This is a genomic window from Mycobacterium sp. TH-M11, from assembly GCF_057473725.1.
In genome coordinates this window covers 1-15415 of sequence record NZ_JBYCLD010000157.1, presented here as the reverse complement: position 1 = coordinate 15415, position 15415 = coordinate 1, and the positions used below count along the sequence as shown (strand labels likewise).

10 protein-coding genes are annotated in these 15415 nt (G+C 65.6%); 8 read left to right on the top strand and 2 right to left on the bottom strand.

Annotation, left to right across the window (positions count from 1 at the left end; genetic code table 11):
* The 8 genes from AC2VOG_RS06875 to AC2VOG_RS06840 form a co-directional block, all read left to right on the top strand.
* Positions 1-464, top strand: a 464-nt coding sequence (locus AC2VOG_RS06875; RefSeq protein WP_486939167.1) for a lysophospholipid acyltransferase family protein, incomplete at its 5' end; no start/stop codon positions are given.
* Entirely contained in the window at positions 461-2803 is a 2343-nt protein-coding gene (locus AC2VOG_RS06870; RefSeq protein WP_486939166.1) for a glycerol-3-phosphate 1-O-acyltransferase, read from the top strand. The genes AC2VOG_RS06875 and AC2VOG_RS06870, both read left to right, overlap by 4 nt.
* Before the next feature lie 34 nt (positions 2804-2837).
* Positions 2838-4847, top strand: a complete 2010-nt coding sequence (locus AC2VOG_RS06865) for a bifunctional copper resistance protein CopD/cytochrome c oxidase assembly protein (protein WP_486939165.1) — start codon at positions 2838-2840, stop codon at positions 4845-4847.
* A gap of 255 nt (positions 4848-5102) precedes the next feature.
* A complete protein-coding gene (gene ssb, locus AC2VOG_RS06860) occupies positions 5103-5552 on the top strand; it encodes a single-stranded DNA-binding protein (RefSeq protein WP_486939164.1) in 450 nt (149 codons plus the stop codon).
* Between the two features lie 126 nt (positions 5553-5678).
* The gene (gene ettA, locus AC2VOG_RS06855; RefSeq protein WP_486939163.1) at positions 5679-7355 is read left to right on the top strand and encodes an energy-dependent translational throttle protein EttA; all 1677 of its coding nucleotides are present in this window, start codon (positions 5679-5681) and stop codon (positions 7353-7355) included.
* Between the two features lie 48 nt (positions 7356-7403).
* Positions 7404-12197 (top strand): NAD-glutamate dehydrogenase, encoded by a 4794-nt coding sequence (locus AC2VOG_RS06850; protein ID WP_486939162.1) that lies wholly within the window; start codon positions 7404-7406, stop codon positions 12195-12197.
* 29 nt (positions 12198-12226) lie between these two features.
* On the top strand, positions 12227-12661 hold the full coding sequence (locus AC2VOG_RS06845) for an acyl-CoA thioesterase (RefSeq protein ID WP_486939161.1): 435 nt from the start codon (positions 12227-12229) through the stop codon (positions 12659-12661).
* Positions 12649-13320 carry a DUF8185 domain-containing protein gene (locus tag AC2VOG_RS06840; RefSeq protein WP_486939160.1) on the top strand — a complete coding sequence of 224 codons (672 nt, stop codon included), beginning with the start codon at positions 12649-12651 and terminating at the stop codon, positions 13318-13320. Before AC2VOG_RS06845 ends, AC2VOG_RS06840 begins: the two co-directional genes overlap by 13 nt.
* 33 nt (positions 13321-13353) lie before the next feature.
* Here AC2VOG_RS06840 and AC2VOG_RS06835 read toward each other — a convergent pair whose 3' ends face one another.
* A complete protein-coding gene (locus AC2VOG_RS06835) occupies positions 13354-14940 on the bottom strand; it encodes a glycoside hydrolase family 13 protein (RefSeq protein ID WP_486939168.1) in 1587 nt (528 codons plus the stop codon).
* Positions 14940-15344 (bottom strand): globin, encoded by a 405-nt coding sequence (locus AC2VOG_RS06830; RefSeq protein WP_486939159.1) that lies wholly within the window; start codon positions 15342-15344, stop codon positions 14940-14942. The genes AC2VOG_RS06835 and AC2VOG_RS06830 overlap by 1 nt, the downstream gene beginning before the upstream one ends.
* Positions 15345-15415 lie beyond the last annotated feature (71 nt).

Here is a 15415-nt window from a genome sequence, read left to right as displayed (position 1 = left end):
GTGCACGGCAAGGGTTGTCGATCATGATCGCCCCGGAGGGCACCAGGCTGGACACCACCAGCGTCGGGCCGTTCAAGAAGGGGCCGTTCCGGATGGCGATGGCGGTGGGGATACCGATCGTGCCGATCGTGATCCGCAATGCCGAAATCATCGCCGCCCGCAACTCGACCAGTATGAACCCCGGAACGGTGGATGTGGCTGTCTTCCCGCCGATTTCGGTGGCCGACTGGACGGTGGAAGCATTGGCCGATCGGATTGCCGAAGTGCGGCAACTGTATGTCGACACGTTGGCCGACTGGCCGGAGGGTGAACTCCCCGACCACGAGGTGTACCGGAAAAAGTCGCCTCCGCGCAAGAGTGCGGTGAAGGCCGGGCCGGCGAAAAAGGCCGCACCCGCGAAGAAAGCCCCCACGAAGAAGGCGCCAGCGAAGAAGACCGGGCCGCGGCCGAAGGGGCGATCGTGACCACCTCGCCCGCCGGCGCGGGTTCGCCCGATGCCGGCAACCACGTGTTGGTGTTGGCGGCGGCGTCGTCGCCAATCGAGTCGGAATTGCTGGCGACATGGCTGGATCAGCAGCGTGCCCGCCACCCGGAGGACACACTGGAAGTGCTGGCGTTGCCCGAGCAGAATCCGACGCCCGGTGCGCTCGCTCAACTCGTCGAGCAACTCGAATTGGACGAAGACCGATCGATTGTGCCGGTGCGCGTCTTCTGGATGCCGCCGGCGGACGCGACGGCGTTCAACCGGCTGACAGCGTTGTTGCCCGGACGAAATCCCTACCGGCCCAGCGAACGTCAACAGCGCCACATTCTGCGGTCAGACCGGTCGCGTGCGCAGGTGGTGGCGGGCGAATCGGCCAAGGTTTCGCAACTTCGCCAACAGTGGCGTGACATTACCGTCGGGGAGAACCCCCGCGAATTTGCGCATTTCGTCACTCGCCGAGCACTATTGGCGTTGGAGCGCGCCGAATACCGAATCCTTGGGCCGCAATACAAATCGCCGCGGCTGGTGCGCCCGGAGATCATGGCGTCCGCGCGATTTCGCGCTGGCCTGGAGAAGATCCCGGGTGCCGACCTCGAGAAGGCCGGAAAGATGCTCGACGAACTCGCTACCGGATGGAGCCGAGTATCCGTCGACCTCGTTGGGGTCCTGGGCCGACTGTTCAGCCGTGGCTTCGATCGCGAAATCGACTACGACGAGTATCAGGTGGCGGCGCTCCGTGCCGCGTTAGAGGCGCACCCGGCGGTGCTGCTGTTCTCGCACCGGTCCTACATCGACGGGGCGGTCATGCCGGTGGCGATGCAGGAGAATCGACTACCGCCGGTGCACGTTTTCGCCGGTGTCAACCTGGCATTCGGCGTGATGGGACCGCTGATGCGCCGCGCCGGAACCATTTTCATCCGGCGCAACATCGGCAACGACCCGGTGTACAAGTACGTGCTCAAGGAGTACGTCGGCTACGTGGTGGAGAAGCGGTTCAACTTGAGCTGGTCCATTGAGGGCACCCGCTCCCGGACCGGGAAGATGTTGCCGCCCAAGCTCGGACTGATGAGCTATGTCGCCGATGCCTACTTGGACGGGCGCAGCGACGACATTCTGCTGCAAGGTGTTTCGATCAGCTTCGATCAGTTACACGAGACCGCGGAGTACGCCGCCTACGCCCGCGGCGGCGAGAAGCGGCCTGAGGGCCTGGGCTGGATGTACAACTTCATCAAGGCCCAAGGTGAACGTAACTACGGCAAGATCTACGTTCGCTTCCCCGAAGCGGTGTCGATGCGTGAATACCTCGGCCCGCGCCACGGCAATATCGCCAACGACGAAGCCGCCAAACGGCTTGCACTGCAGAAGATGTCGTTTGAAGTTGCGTGGCGGATCCTGCAGTCGACGCCGGTGAACGCGACCGGTCTGGTGTCGGCGCTGCTACTGACCACCCACGGCCTGGCGCTGACGCTTCGGCAACTGCATCACACTCTGCAGGATTCGCTGGACTACCTGGAACGCAAGAACACCCCGATGTCCACCAGCGCGCTGCGGCTACGCACGCCCGAAGGTGTTCGTGCCGCGGTGGATTCACTATCGAACGGCCACCCCGTCACCCGGGTCGACGGTGGCCGAGAGCCGGTGTGGCGCATCGCTCCCGAAGACGAGCACACTGCCGCGTTCTACCGCAACTCGGTGATCCACGCATTCCTGGAGACCGTGATCGTCGAGCTGGCGCTGGCGTATGCCGGCCGGGTCGACGGCGACCGACTGGAGGCGTTCTGGACGCAGGCCATGCGGTTGCGCGATTTGCTGAAATTCGACTTCTACTTCGCCGATTCGGCCGCCTTCCGGCGGAACATCGCCGACGAGATGTCGTGGAACCGGGACTGGGAAGCGCAGATTTCCGCCGGTCCCGCGGCGATCGAAGCGATGCTCTACGCGAAGCGACCGCTGATGTCGGATGCGATGCTGCGGGTGTTCTTCGAAGCCTACGAGATCGTCGCCGATGTGCTGCGTGATGCGCCGGCGGACATCGGTGCCAAGGAACTCACCCAGTTGGCGCTCGGCGTCGGCAAGCAGTACGTCGCGCAGGGTCGGGTACGCAGCAGCGAGCCGGTATCGACCTTGCTGTTCGACACCGCACGCCAAGTCGTCGCAGATCAGGGTCTGCTCGAGCCGGGGCCGGAGCTGGCCGAGCGCCGCGTCGCGTTTCGTCGTGAATTGCAATCCATCCTGCAAGATTTCGACCACGTCGCCCAGATCGCGCGCAAACAGTTCGCCGCGCGCGAGGCCCAGGCCCGCGGCGCGGGTCGGTCGTAGGTCACGCGCCTTTGGGCGCCCGTACTCTTTGGGTATGACGCCACCGCCCGCCACCCAGCGCCGGGCGGTGGCATGGCCGCTGCTCATCGGGGTAGCGGTGCTGGCCGGATGCACCGCAGCGGGGATCGGGCTGCTGTCGCTGGCGGCCGCGTTGACCGCTACCGGACTGCCCAATCCAGGGCCGGTGACCACAATCGGCCTGCCGTTCGTCCGGGCCGCCGGCGAAATCGCCGCGGTGGTCGCCGTCGGGTCTTTTTTGACGGCTGGGTTTTTGGTTCCGCCGCAGGAAAACGGCGTGCTCGACGCCGACGGATATCGAGCTCTGCGGGTGGGGACGGTGGCGGCCGGGGCATGGGCGGTGTGCGCCGCGCTGCTGGTCCCGCTGACCATTTCCGACGTGTCCGGCCAGCCGTTCACCGCTCATCTCGGCCCCGCGAGCCTGTGGTCGCTGGCCGGAATCATCAACATCTCGGCGGCGTGGCGATGGACCGCGCTGCTGGCCGCGGCGCTGACCGTGGCCAGCCTTCCGGTGCTGCGGTGGTCGTGGACGCCGTGGTTGCTGGCCGGGTCGCTGGTGACGTTGATACCGCTGGGCTTGACCGGGCACTCGTCGGCCGGCGGATCCCACGACTTGGCCACCAACAGCCTGCTGATCCACCTGGTGGCGGGCAGCCTGTGGGCGGGCGGGCTGCTGGCGCTCCTGACGCACGTGGTCCGCGGCGGGCAGCACGCCGATCTGGCCGCACGGCGCTTTTCGGCGATCGCGCTGTGGTGCTTCGGCGCAATGGCGCTCAGCGGCGTCGTCAATGCTTTGGTGCGGATTCGCCCGTCGGACTTACTGTCCAGCGAATACGGGCGGCTGGTTATCGCGAAATTCGTGGCGCTGTGCCTGCTGGGCGTCGTCGGCTGGCGTCAACGGCGGTCCGGAGTCGTTGCGCTACAAGCTGATCCGAGCTCGCGATTTGATTTCATCCGGCTTGCGGCCGTCGAAGCGGTGCTCTTCGGCCTGACGTTCGGCGTCGCCGTCGGTCTGGGCCGCACCCCGCCGCCGCCGCTGCCGCGCGGCATCCCGTCGATCACTGACGTGAAAATCGGCTACGACTTCGACGGTCCGCTCACCGTCATCAGGGTGCTGGTGGATTGGCGGTTCGACCTGGTCTTCGGCTCCGCGGCGATCGTGTTGGCCGTGCTGTATCTGGCCGGGGTGCGGCGGCTGCGTCGGCGCGGCGATGCGTACCCCACGGGACGCACCGTGTCGTGGCTGCTGGGTTGCGCGGCATTGCTGTTCGCCAGCTCGTCGGGGATGGGCCGATACATGCCGGCGATGTTCAGCATGCACATGGCCGCTCACATGACGCTGTCGATGCTGGTCCCGATCCTGCTGGTGTTGGGCGGACCCGTCAGCCTCGCGTTGCGGGCGCTGCCGGCAGCCGGCCGGGGTGAACCGCCGGGCATGCGCGAATGGCTGCTGGCCGCCTTGCACAGCCGGATCTCGAGGTTCCTCACCAACCCGGTGGTTGCGACGGCGTTGTTCGTCGCCGGCTTCTACGGGTTGTACCTGGGCGGTCTGTTCGACGCCGCGGTCGGCAGCCACATCGGGCACCTCGTGATGAACGTGCACTTCCTGGCCAGCGGCTACCTGTTCTATTGGGTGGTCATCGGCGTCGACCCGACGCCACGGCCGATCCCGCCGCTGGCCAAGGTGGCGGTGGTCTTCGCGTCGCTGCCGTTGCACGCATTTTTCGCCATCGCCCTGATGGGGATGGAGCGGGTGCTCGGTGAGAGCTTCTATCGATCGCTGCATTTGAGCTGGCACACCGACCTGATGGGTGACCAGCGTCTCGGCGGTGGAATGGCTTGGGCGGCGGGAGAAGTACCGCTGGTCGTCGTGATGATCGCATTGCTGGTCCAGTGGAAGCGCAGCGACCAGCGAACTGCCCGCCGCCTCGATCGCGCGGCCGATCGCGACGATGACTCCGAGTTGGCGGCCTACAACGCGATGCTGTCCGAGCTGGCCCACCGGGACACGTCCGGCCAGCGTTAGCAACCACCTTCGCCATATCAGCCCCGGCCAGGACCGGGGCATGCAAAGGCCCACCTTTCGGCGACACCTGCGCCCGAGGCGATAAGGCGCACGCAGGACGCTGTCGCGCCCAGCTCCTCGTATCCACAGTTCCCACTTGGTCCACAACTCGGTCGAACCCCGCGATGAAAACCGGCCGTGGTGTCGGCGGCCCCGAGCTCAATGGGACGCAGCACAGGCGGCAATGCGTCGCCGACGAGGAAAGGTAACCAAGAAATGTTCGAAACACCGCTGACCGTGGTCGGCAACATCGTCAACGACCCGAAACGTCGCCGAGTTGGTGACCAGGAGGTCCTCAAATTTCGAGTCGCGAGCAATTCCCGGCGCCGCACCGCCGACGGCACCTGGGAGCCGGGCAACTCGCTGTTCATCACCGTCAACTGCTGGGGCCGACTGGTCTCTGGGGTGGGCGCATCCCTGGGCAAGGGCTCGCCGGTGATCGTGTCCGGACACGTGTACACCAGCGAATACGAGGACCGCGACGGCAATCAGCGGTCGACGCTGGAGATGCGTGCCACGGCAGTGGGGCCTGATCTGGCTCGCTGCATCGCCCGGGTTGAGAAGACCGTCGCTTCCGGGTCGGTGATCGTAACCGCCAACGCCGATGAGGCGAGCGAAGCCGACGGCACGCCCGCCGAGGAGGCCCCGCTGCCGCTGTCGGCGTAGCTGCGGCCTGCGGTAGTGCTCGTCTGGTGACGAAGCGCGGCGCGTAGCGGCGTGAGGAGGAGCCAGACAAGTTGCCTAGGATGGGGCGCGAGCAATACCCCGCAATCAGAAAGGCAACACCGCCGCATGGCTGAGTTCATCTACACGATGAAAAAGGTCCGCAAGGCGCACGGCGACAAAGTCATCCTCGACGACGTCACCTTGAGCTTCTATCCGGGCGCCAAGATCGGTGTCGTCGGCCCCAACGGGGCTGGTAAGTCGAGCGTCTTGCGGATCATGGCCGGGCTGGACAAGGCCAACAACGGCGAGGCCTTCCTGGCCAACGACGCAACGGTCGGCATCCTGCAGCAGGAACCGCCGCTGAACGAGGAAAAGACCGTCCGCGGCAACGTCGAAGAAGGGCTCGGCGACATCAAGGTCAAGCTCGACCGCTTCAACGAGGTCGCCGAGCTGATGGCCACCGACTACTCCGATGAGCTGATGGAGGAGATGGGGCGGCTGCAGGAAGAGCTCGACCACGCCAATGCGTGGGATCTTGACTCGCAGCTCGAGCAGGCGATGGACGCCCTGCGCTGCCCGCCGCCCGACGAGCCGGTGACGCACCTGTCCGGCGGCGAGCGGCGCCGCGTGGCGCTGTGCAAGCTGCTGCTGTCCAAACCGGACCTGCTGCTGCTCGACGAGCCGACCAACCACCTGGACGCCGAGAGTGTGCAGTGGCTCGAGCAGCACCTGGCCGCCTACGAGGGCGCGGTTCTGGCCGTCACGCACGACCGCTATTTCCTCGACAACGTGGCCGAGTGGATCCTCGAGCTCGACCGCGGACGCGCCTATCCCTACGAGGGCAACTACTCCACCTACCTGGAGAAGAAGGCCGAGCGCATCTCAGTGCAGGGCCGCAAGGACGTCAAGCTGCAGAAGCGGCTCACTGAAGAGTTGGCTTGGGTTCGGTCCGGCGCGAAGGCCCGCCAGGCCAAGAGCAAGGCCCGGCTGCAGCGCTACGAGGAGATGGCTGCCGAGGCCGAGAAGACCCGCAAGCTCGACTTCGAGGAGATCCAGATCCCGACCGGTCCACGGCTGGGCAACCTGGTGGTCGAGGTTGAGCATCTCGACAAGGGCTTCGACGGTCGCACGCTGATCAAGGATCTGTCGTTCACGCTGCCCCGCAACGGCATCGTCGGGGTGATCGGTCCCAACGGTGTCGGTAAGACCACGCTGTTCAAGACCATCGTCGGGCTCGAGCAACCCGACAGCGGGGTCGTCAAGGTCGGCGAAACCGTGAAGTTGAGCTATGTCGATCAGTCACGCGGCGGGCTCGACCCGAAGAAGAACGTCTGGCAGACCGTCTCCGACGGCCTGGACTACATCCAGGTCGGGCAGAACGAGATCCCGTCGCGGGCGTATGTGTCAGCGTTCGGCTTCAAAGGTCCCGACCAGCAGAAGCCGGCGGGCGTGCTCTCCGGTGGCGAACGCAACAGGCTCAACCTGGCGCTCACCCTCAAAGAGGGCGGCAACCTGATCCTGCTGGACGAGCCGACCAACGACCTCGACGTCGAGACGCTGGGCTCGCTGGAGAACGCGCTGGAGAAGTTCCCCGGCTGCGCGGTGGTGATCTCCCACGACCGCTGGTTCCTCGACCGGACCTGCACCCACATCCTGGCGTGGGAAGGCGACGGCGACCACGAAGCCAAATGGTTCTGGTTCGAAGGGAACTTCGGTGCCTACGAGGAGAACAAGGTCGAGCGCCTCGGCGCCGATGCGGCGCGTCCGCACCGGGTGACTCACCGAAGGCTCACACGCGACTAGTGTCGCGGGCATGCCAGCATCGGTATGCGTCCTCCAGGAGCGGTCGTCATGACGATTGATCAGCATGCCTGGACGAAGGTCACTGATGGCGGCGAGATCCCCGAGTGGGTCTCGAACGCCTACTCCGCCAGCTTTCAAGGCCAGCACGACGCCAAACCGGAACTGGACGCAGCGTCGGCGGTGACGCCGGCGCTAGTGGGCGCCCATTACCGACTCGGCGCGCATCGACCGGCGGGGGAGAGCCGAGTCGCGGTGTACCCACCCGATGACCCGGGCGGTTTCGGTCCGGCGCTGCACGTGGTGACTGACGACGGCGCGATGCTGATGGATTCGGTGACGGTCCTGCTGCACCGACTCGGGGTGGCGTATGCGGCGATCATGAACCCGGTTTTCCGTGTGCGCCGCGACGGCGCCGGCGAGTTGCTCGCCGTCGGTCCAAAAGACGCCGGCGGCGACGGGGTCGACGAAACCTGGATCCACGTCCAGCTCGCACCGCCGGTCGACCGCGACACCCTTCAGCAGGCCGAAAGCCTGCTGCCGGGGGTCCTCGCCGATCTCCGCCGGGTCGCGGCCGACGCGACAGCGATGATCTCGGTGCTCAACGACCTCGCCGACGACGTGGAAGTCGATGCGAACGGTCACTACCCGGGCACCAACAACGCCGATGTCGCCACGTTGTTGCGTTGGCTGGCCGCAGGAAACTTCACGCTGCTGGGTTACCAACGTTGCCCGGTGCGCGACGGCCGGGTGTCGGGTGACGCGGCGACGGCAAGTCTCGGAGTGCTGCGGCGGCGCAAAGGTTCTCGTCCGCGGCTGACCTTGGACGACGAACTGCTGGCGCTCGCCCAGACCGACGTGGCCAGCTACTTGCGCTTCGGCGCGTACCCGTATGTGTTCGCCGTTCGGGAGAACGCCGACGGCAGCGTCTTCGAGCACCGCCTCATCGGGCTGTTTACGGTCGCGGCGATGAACGCCGACGTCTTGGAGATCCCGATCATCTCGCGCCGGGTGCACGAGGTGCTCGCGCTGGCCGATCTCGACCCCGGCCACCCGGGACAGCTGCTGCTCGACGTCATCCAAACCGTGCCTCGTTCAGAGCTTTTCGCGCGCAGTGCCGAGCAGCTATTCGCGCTGGCCAAGTCGGTGGTCGACCTCGGATCAGGCCGCCGCGCACTGCTTTTCCTGCGGGCTGACCGGCTGGAGTACTTCGTGTCGTGCCTGGTATATCTGCCGCGCGATCGCTACACCACGGCGGTGCGTCTGCAGATCGAAGACATCCTGGTCCGGGAATTCGGCGGCACCAGCCTGGAATTCACCGCGCGCGTCACAGAATCGCCTTGGGCGCTGCTGCATTTCATGGTCCGGCTGCCCACAGATAGCGCGACGAAGGCCGACACGTCCGAGGCCACCCGGGTTCGCCTTCAGTCGCTGCTGACCGAAGCCGCGCGTACCTGGTCGGACCGAATGCTCGCCGAGGCGGCGGCGGCGGACGTCGAGCCTTTGAAGGCCGAGCACTACGCGGGCTTGTTCTCCGACGCGTACAAGCAGTTCGTCACTCCAGCAGATGCGATCAACGACATTGCGATCTTCGACGAGCTGACCGACGATTCGGTCAAGTTGGTGCTCTCCGATCACGACTACGACGAAACTGCCCGGCTGACATGGTATTTGGGCGGGCGTACTGCGTCGCTGAGCGATTTGCTGCCGATGCTGCAGTCGATGGGCGTGGTGGTGCTCGAAGAGCGACCGTTCAGTGTGCCGCGGCCCGACGGGCTGCCGGTCTGGGTCTACCAGTTCAAGATCACCCCGGTTCCCACTGTTCCGCTGGGTCGGCCCGGTCCTGAGCGGGCAGCGACCGCCCAACGCTTCGCCGATGCGGTCACCGCGATCTGGGAAGGCCGCGCCGAGATCGACCGCTTCAACGAGCTGGTGATGCGAGCCGGCCTGACCTGGCAGCAAGTTGTCCTTTTACGCTGCTACGCAAAGTATCTGCGGCAGGCCGGCTTCGCCTACAGTCAGTCGCATATCGAATCGGTGGTCAACGAAAACCCAGAAACTGCAAGAGCGTTGGTGGCGCTGTTCGAGGCGCTCTTCGATCCCGATCCGTCGACTTCGAAGAGCCGTGACGCGCACGCCGCGGCCGCGGCGGTCGCGGCCGACATCGACGCGCTGGTCAGCATGGACACCGATCGGGTGCTGCGGGCGTTCGCCGAACTCATTCAGGCGACCCTGCGCACCAATTACTTTGTCACGCAGGATGGTTCGGCCCGCAGTCAGAATGTGTTGTCGCTGAAACTGGATGCGCAGCTCATCGAAGAGCTTCCGCTGCCGCGCCCCAAGTTCGAAATCTTCGTCTATTCGCCCCGCGTCGAGGGTGTGCACCTGCGCTTCGGCTACGTTGCGCGTGGTGGCCTGCGTTGGTCGGACCGCCGGGAAGACTTCCGCACCGAAATCCTGGGACTGGTCAAGGCGCAGGCGGTCAAGAACGCGGTGATCGTGCCGGTCGGCGCGAAAGGCGGATTCGTCGTCAAGCAACCACCGCTGCCGACCGACGACGCCGCCGCCGACCGCGAGGCGAGCCGCAACGAAGGCATCGCTTGTTACAAGTTGTTCATCTCCGGCTTGCTCGACATCACCGACAACGTCGACCACAACACTCGAGCGGTGAGCGCCCCACGGGAAGTTGTGCGGCGCGACGGCGACGACGCCTACCTGGTGGTGGCCGCCGACAAAGGCACCGCCACGTTCTCCGACATCGCCAACGGGGTCGCCGAGTCCTACGGCTTTTGGCTGGGCGACGCTTTCGCCTCCGGCGGGTCGGTCGGCTACGACCACAAGGCGATGGGCATCACCGCCAAGGGCGCCTGGGAAGCGGTCAAGCGGCATTTCCGCGAGATGGGCGTCGACACCCAAACCGAGGACTTCACCGTCGTCGGCGTCGGCGACATGAGCGGCGACGTGTTCGGCAACGGCATGTTGCTGTCCAAGCACATTCGGCTACTGGCGGCCTTCGATCACCGCCATATCTTCTTGGATCCCGAGCCCGACTCCGCTGCCTCATGGCAAGAACGACGACGGATGTTCGACCTGCCCCGGTCCAGTTGGGAGGACTACGACAGGTCACTGATCAGCGAGGGCGGCGGCGTGTACAGCCGCGAACACAAATCCATCCCGATCAGCGATCAGGTTCGCGCGGCGCTGGGCATCGACGGTGGCGTCACTGAGATGACGCCACCCAATCTGGTACGCGCGATCCTGCGGGCGCCGGTGGATCTGTTGTTCAACGGCGGCATCGGCACCTACGTCAAGGCCGAAGCCGAATCCGACGCGGACGTGGGTGATCGCGCAAACGACGCGCTGCGCGTCAACGCGAACCAGTTGCGCGCGAAAGTTGTTGGCGAGGGCGGCAATCTGGGTGTCACAGCGCTCGGGCGGGTCGAGTTCGACTTGTGCGGCGGGCGGATCAACACCGATGCGATGGACAACTCCGCCGGGGTGGACTGCTCAGACCACGAGGTCAACATCAAGATCCTGGTCGACGCGCAGGTGACCGCCGGCACCATCGATCCCGCTGAACGAGCCCACCTGCTCGAGTCGATGACGGACGAGGTCGCCGACCTTGTGCTCGCCGACAATACCGACCAGAACGACCTGATCGGCACCAGCCGCGCCAACGCATCCAGTCTGCTAACGGTCCATGCCGACCAGATCAAATACCTGGTGGCCGAGCGTGGGCTCAACCGCGAACTCGAAGCACTGCCATCGGAGAAGGAGATCGCGCGTCGCCTCGAGGTCGGTATCGGGCTCACCTCACCGGAACTGGCCACGTTGATGGCGCACGTCAAGCTCACCCTCAAAGAGGAACTCCTGAACACCGACGTGCCGGATCAAGAGGTCTTCGCCGCAAAGTTGCCGCGCTACTTCCCGTCGCAGTTGCGGGAGCGGTGCGGCCCGGCGATCCGCTCACATCAATTGCGGCGCGAGATCGTGACCACCATGCTGGTCAACGATTTGGTGGACACCGCCGGAATCAGCTACGACTATCGCGTTACCCAGGACACCGGCGTGAGCCCGGTGGACGCCGTGCGCGCCTACGCGGCGACCGACGCGATCTTCGGGGTGGAGCAGCTGTGGCGCAGCATCCGCTCGGAGGGACTACCGATCGCGGTGTCCGATCGGATGACGCTCGACACCCGACGGCTGATCGACCGCGCCGGGCGTTGGCTGCTCAACTACCGTCCGCAGCCGTTGGCAGTGGGCGCTGAAATCAACCGGTTCGCGATGAAAGTCGCGGCTCTGACGCCTCGCATGTCAGAGTGGCTTCGCGGCGACGACAAGGCGATCGTGGAAAAGGAAGCCGCCGAGTTCGTCAGGCAAGGCGCATCGCAGGACCTGGCCTATGCGGTGGCGATCGGCTTGTACCGCTACAGCCTGTTGGACATCATCGACGTCGCCGACATCGACGATCGCGAGCCCGCTGAGGTCGCGGACACGTATTTCGCGTTGATGGACAGCCTGGGCACCGACGGCCTGCTCACCGCGGTCTCCGACCTGCCGCGCGCGGATCGCTGGCATTCGCTGGCGCGCTTGGCGATTCGCGACGACATCTACTCCTCGTTACGCTCGCTGTGTTTGGACGTGCTTGCCGTCGGCGAGCCGGACGAGACCGGTGAGCAGAAGATCGCCGAATGGGAACACATCAGCGCGTCGCGGGTCGAGCGGGCGCGGCGGACTCTGACGGAGATCTACGAGAGCGGCCAACGGGATTTGGCCACCCTGTCGGTGGCGGCACGTCAGATCCGGTCGATGACACGCACCAGCGGTCGGGGAGCAGCAGGGTGAGCCAGCCGGCGACGATGCAGAGCGCAGCGATGAGGAGGAGCGGCGCCATAACCCAGCCGGGTTTTGTTGCGCCGGTTCCGGTCCGGTGGTCGGACATCGATATGTATCAGCACGTCAACCACGCGACCATGGTCACGATCATGGAAGAGGCGCGCGTTCCGTTCCTCAAACCTGCCTTTGAGTCCGACATCCTCGACATCGGACTGCTGATCGCCGACGTGCGCGTTTCCTACAAAGGTCAACTGCGGCTGATTGATTCGCCGCTACAGGTGACGATGTGGACCAAGCGCTTACGGGCGGTCGATTTCACCCTCGGCTATGAGGTGCGTTCGGTCAATGCCGACCCGGAGTCGAAGCCTTCGGTGATCGGCGAGTCGCAACTGGCCGCGTTCAATATCGACGAGCAACGACTTGTGCGCCTGTTGCCGCACCATCGGGAATACCTGCAGCGGTGGCTGAGGTAGCCGACCGGGGTGTGTGGCTGGGCCCTGACTCCGTCGCCGCTCACCGCGCCGACCTGGCGGCATTCGTCGAGCGGGCGGCGCGCCTGGATGCGGCCGCCGTGATCCGGCTGCGTAACCGCTCGTCCAGGGAGTTAACAGCCTGGGCTGCAACGGGTTTGGATGTGTTGGCAAGTAGGGTGGTGGCCGGCACGGTGCGGCCCGACGACTTGTCGGTCGGCGCCGACGCGCTGACCCAAGGGCTGGCCGCTGTCGATCGTTCAGGTTACGTCGATCCGGGCTTTCCGATGGACTCGGCCTGGCGCGGTGTTTTGCCTCCGGACTCGGGATTCGGCCATCTCGACGACGTTCCGGCCCGCTTGATGCTGGATCTGGCGCAGCGTGGGTCGCAACTGGCCAAGGATCACGGCAGTGCGCAGGGGCCGCCGGTGTCGCTGCTGGACCAGGAGGTGATCCGGGTCAGCGCCGGCGGCGACAGCGTCGGCATCCCGATGCGGTGCGTATTCGCCTTGACGGCAATGGGTTTCCTTCCGCAAGAGGCCGACGCCGTCGATTCCGCGGAGATCGTGCGGGTGCGCGTCCTACGGGCCTGGCTGCGCCTCGACGCTCGGTTCGGATCGGTATACCGGCGGCGCGGCCACCCGGCGGTTGTGCTGCGCTGACCAGATGAAGTGGCGGCGATCGGCGAAGCGCTACTACCCGCCGTGGTTGGGCAACATCAGCCACGCCGCCGCGTTTGCCGCCAGCTCGCCGTCGACCAGTGGCGCGCTCGTCAGAATCGGCTCGCCGTCGGGCAGCGGGATCGGCCGCTCGCCGGCGTTGAGCATGCAACACAAACCGCCGCGGGTGAACGCCAGCGCGTGGTCCGGAGCATCGAGCCATTCGATACTGTCGCCGGTGAATTCGCCACGGCTACGCCGCAATGCGATGGCGCGCTGAAAGAATGACAAGGTGGAGTCGGCGGCCGGCAGCTGCGTCTCCACGGTGAGCGATTCCCATTCCGGCGGAATCGGCAGCCACGTGTCGTGGTTCGTGGAGAAGCCGAATGGGGGCGCGTCGCCGCGCCACGGCATCGGAATGCGACACCCATCGCGGCCGCGGACGGTGTGCCCGGAGCGCTCCCACGTCGGATCCCGCAGCGCCTCGTCGGGCAACTCCACGTTGGGCAGGCCCAATTCCTGGCCGTTGTAAAGAAATACCGCCCCCGGCAGGGCGAGTACCAGCAGTGCCATCGCGCGGGACCGGTCCAGGCCGACCTCGCCACCACCGTAGCGGGTGGGTGCTCGAACAACGTCGTGGTTTTCCAATGTCCAAGTCGGAGTAGCGTTTTCCATCGCTGCAGCGGCCAGGGTGTTCTCGATCGCGTCGTGGATCTCGGCGATGTCGAACTCGGCACGCACCATGCGGAAATTGAAGCCCAGGTGCAGTTCGTCGGCGCGGACGTACTCGGCCCAGCTGGCGTTGTCGAACACCCAGACTTCGCCGATCGTCACCGCCTCCGGGTAGTCGTTCATCACCCGGCGGATGTGGCGATGAATCGCGTGCACATTGGGATGGTTGAACCGCGGATCCCCGTCGCTGAGCATCCGCGGGCGCATCTCTACATCGGTGTCGGGCAGGCCTGGTGGTTTGGCCATCCCGTGCGCGACGTCGATGCGGAAGCCGTCCACGCCACGCTCCAACCAGAACCGCAGCGTCTTCTCCAGGTCGTCGAAAACCTCCGGATTCTCCCAATTGAGGTCTGGCTGTTCGACATCGAAGAGGTGCAGATACCACTGGCCCGGCTCGCCGTCCGCCTCCACCACCCGCGTCCACGACCGCCCGCCGAACACCGACTGCCAATTGTTCGGCGGCTGCGACCCATCGGGTCCGCGCCCGTCGCGGAAGATGTAGCGGTCGCGCGCGACGCTGCCCGGTTCGGCAGCCAGTGCCTCCTGGAACCATGGGTGCTGCGAGCTGGTGTGGTTGGGCACCAGGTCCATGGTGATCTTGATACCGCGCTCGTGCGCGGAGGCGATCAGCCGCTCCAGGGCGGCCAGGCTGCCGAAGAGCGGATCGATGTCACGCGGATCTGACACGTCGTAGCCGTGATCGGCCATCGGGGACACCATGATCGGGCTGAACCAGATGGAATCGACGCCGAGCCGGGCCAGATAATCCAATTGCTCTGCCACGCCGTCGATGTCGCCGACGCCGTCGCCGTTGCTGTCGGCGAATGATCGTGGATACACCTGGTAGAACAACGCATCCGTCCACCACGGCCGCTCGGGAGGTGTAGCCATCACAACGCCGAATTCACCATCGAGTGCGCTGCCATGTCCAGGTAATCGAGCAACGCCTTGCGATGCTGGTCGTCAAGCGTTGTCGAGTCGATCGATGCGACCGCGGTGTGCATGCACCGCAGCCACGCGTCACGTTCGAACGGGCCGATCTGGAACGGCGCGTGCCGCATCCGTAGCCGCGGGTGGCCGCGTTGCTCGGAGTAGGTCCGCGGACCGCCCCAGTACTGCTCAAGGAACATCCGCAGCCGCACCTCGGCGCCGGCCAGGTCGTCCTCGGGGTAGAGGGGTCGCAGAATCTCGTCCTCGGCGACCAGCTCGTAGAAGCGCGCCACGATCGCATGGAACGTATCCGCACCGCCGACGGCGTCGTAGAAGGTTTCTTGTGGTTGTTCCATCGCCTCCATTGTGGGTCATGCCCAGCGGGTGCCGCCGAGCGACGTTGGCGACGAGTCGGGAACTCCGTACTGCGGGTGTT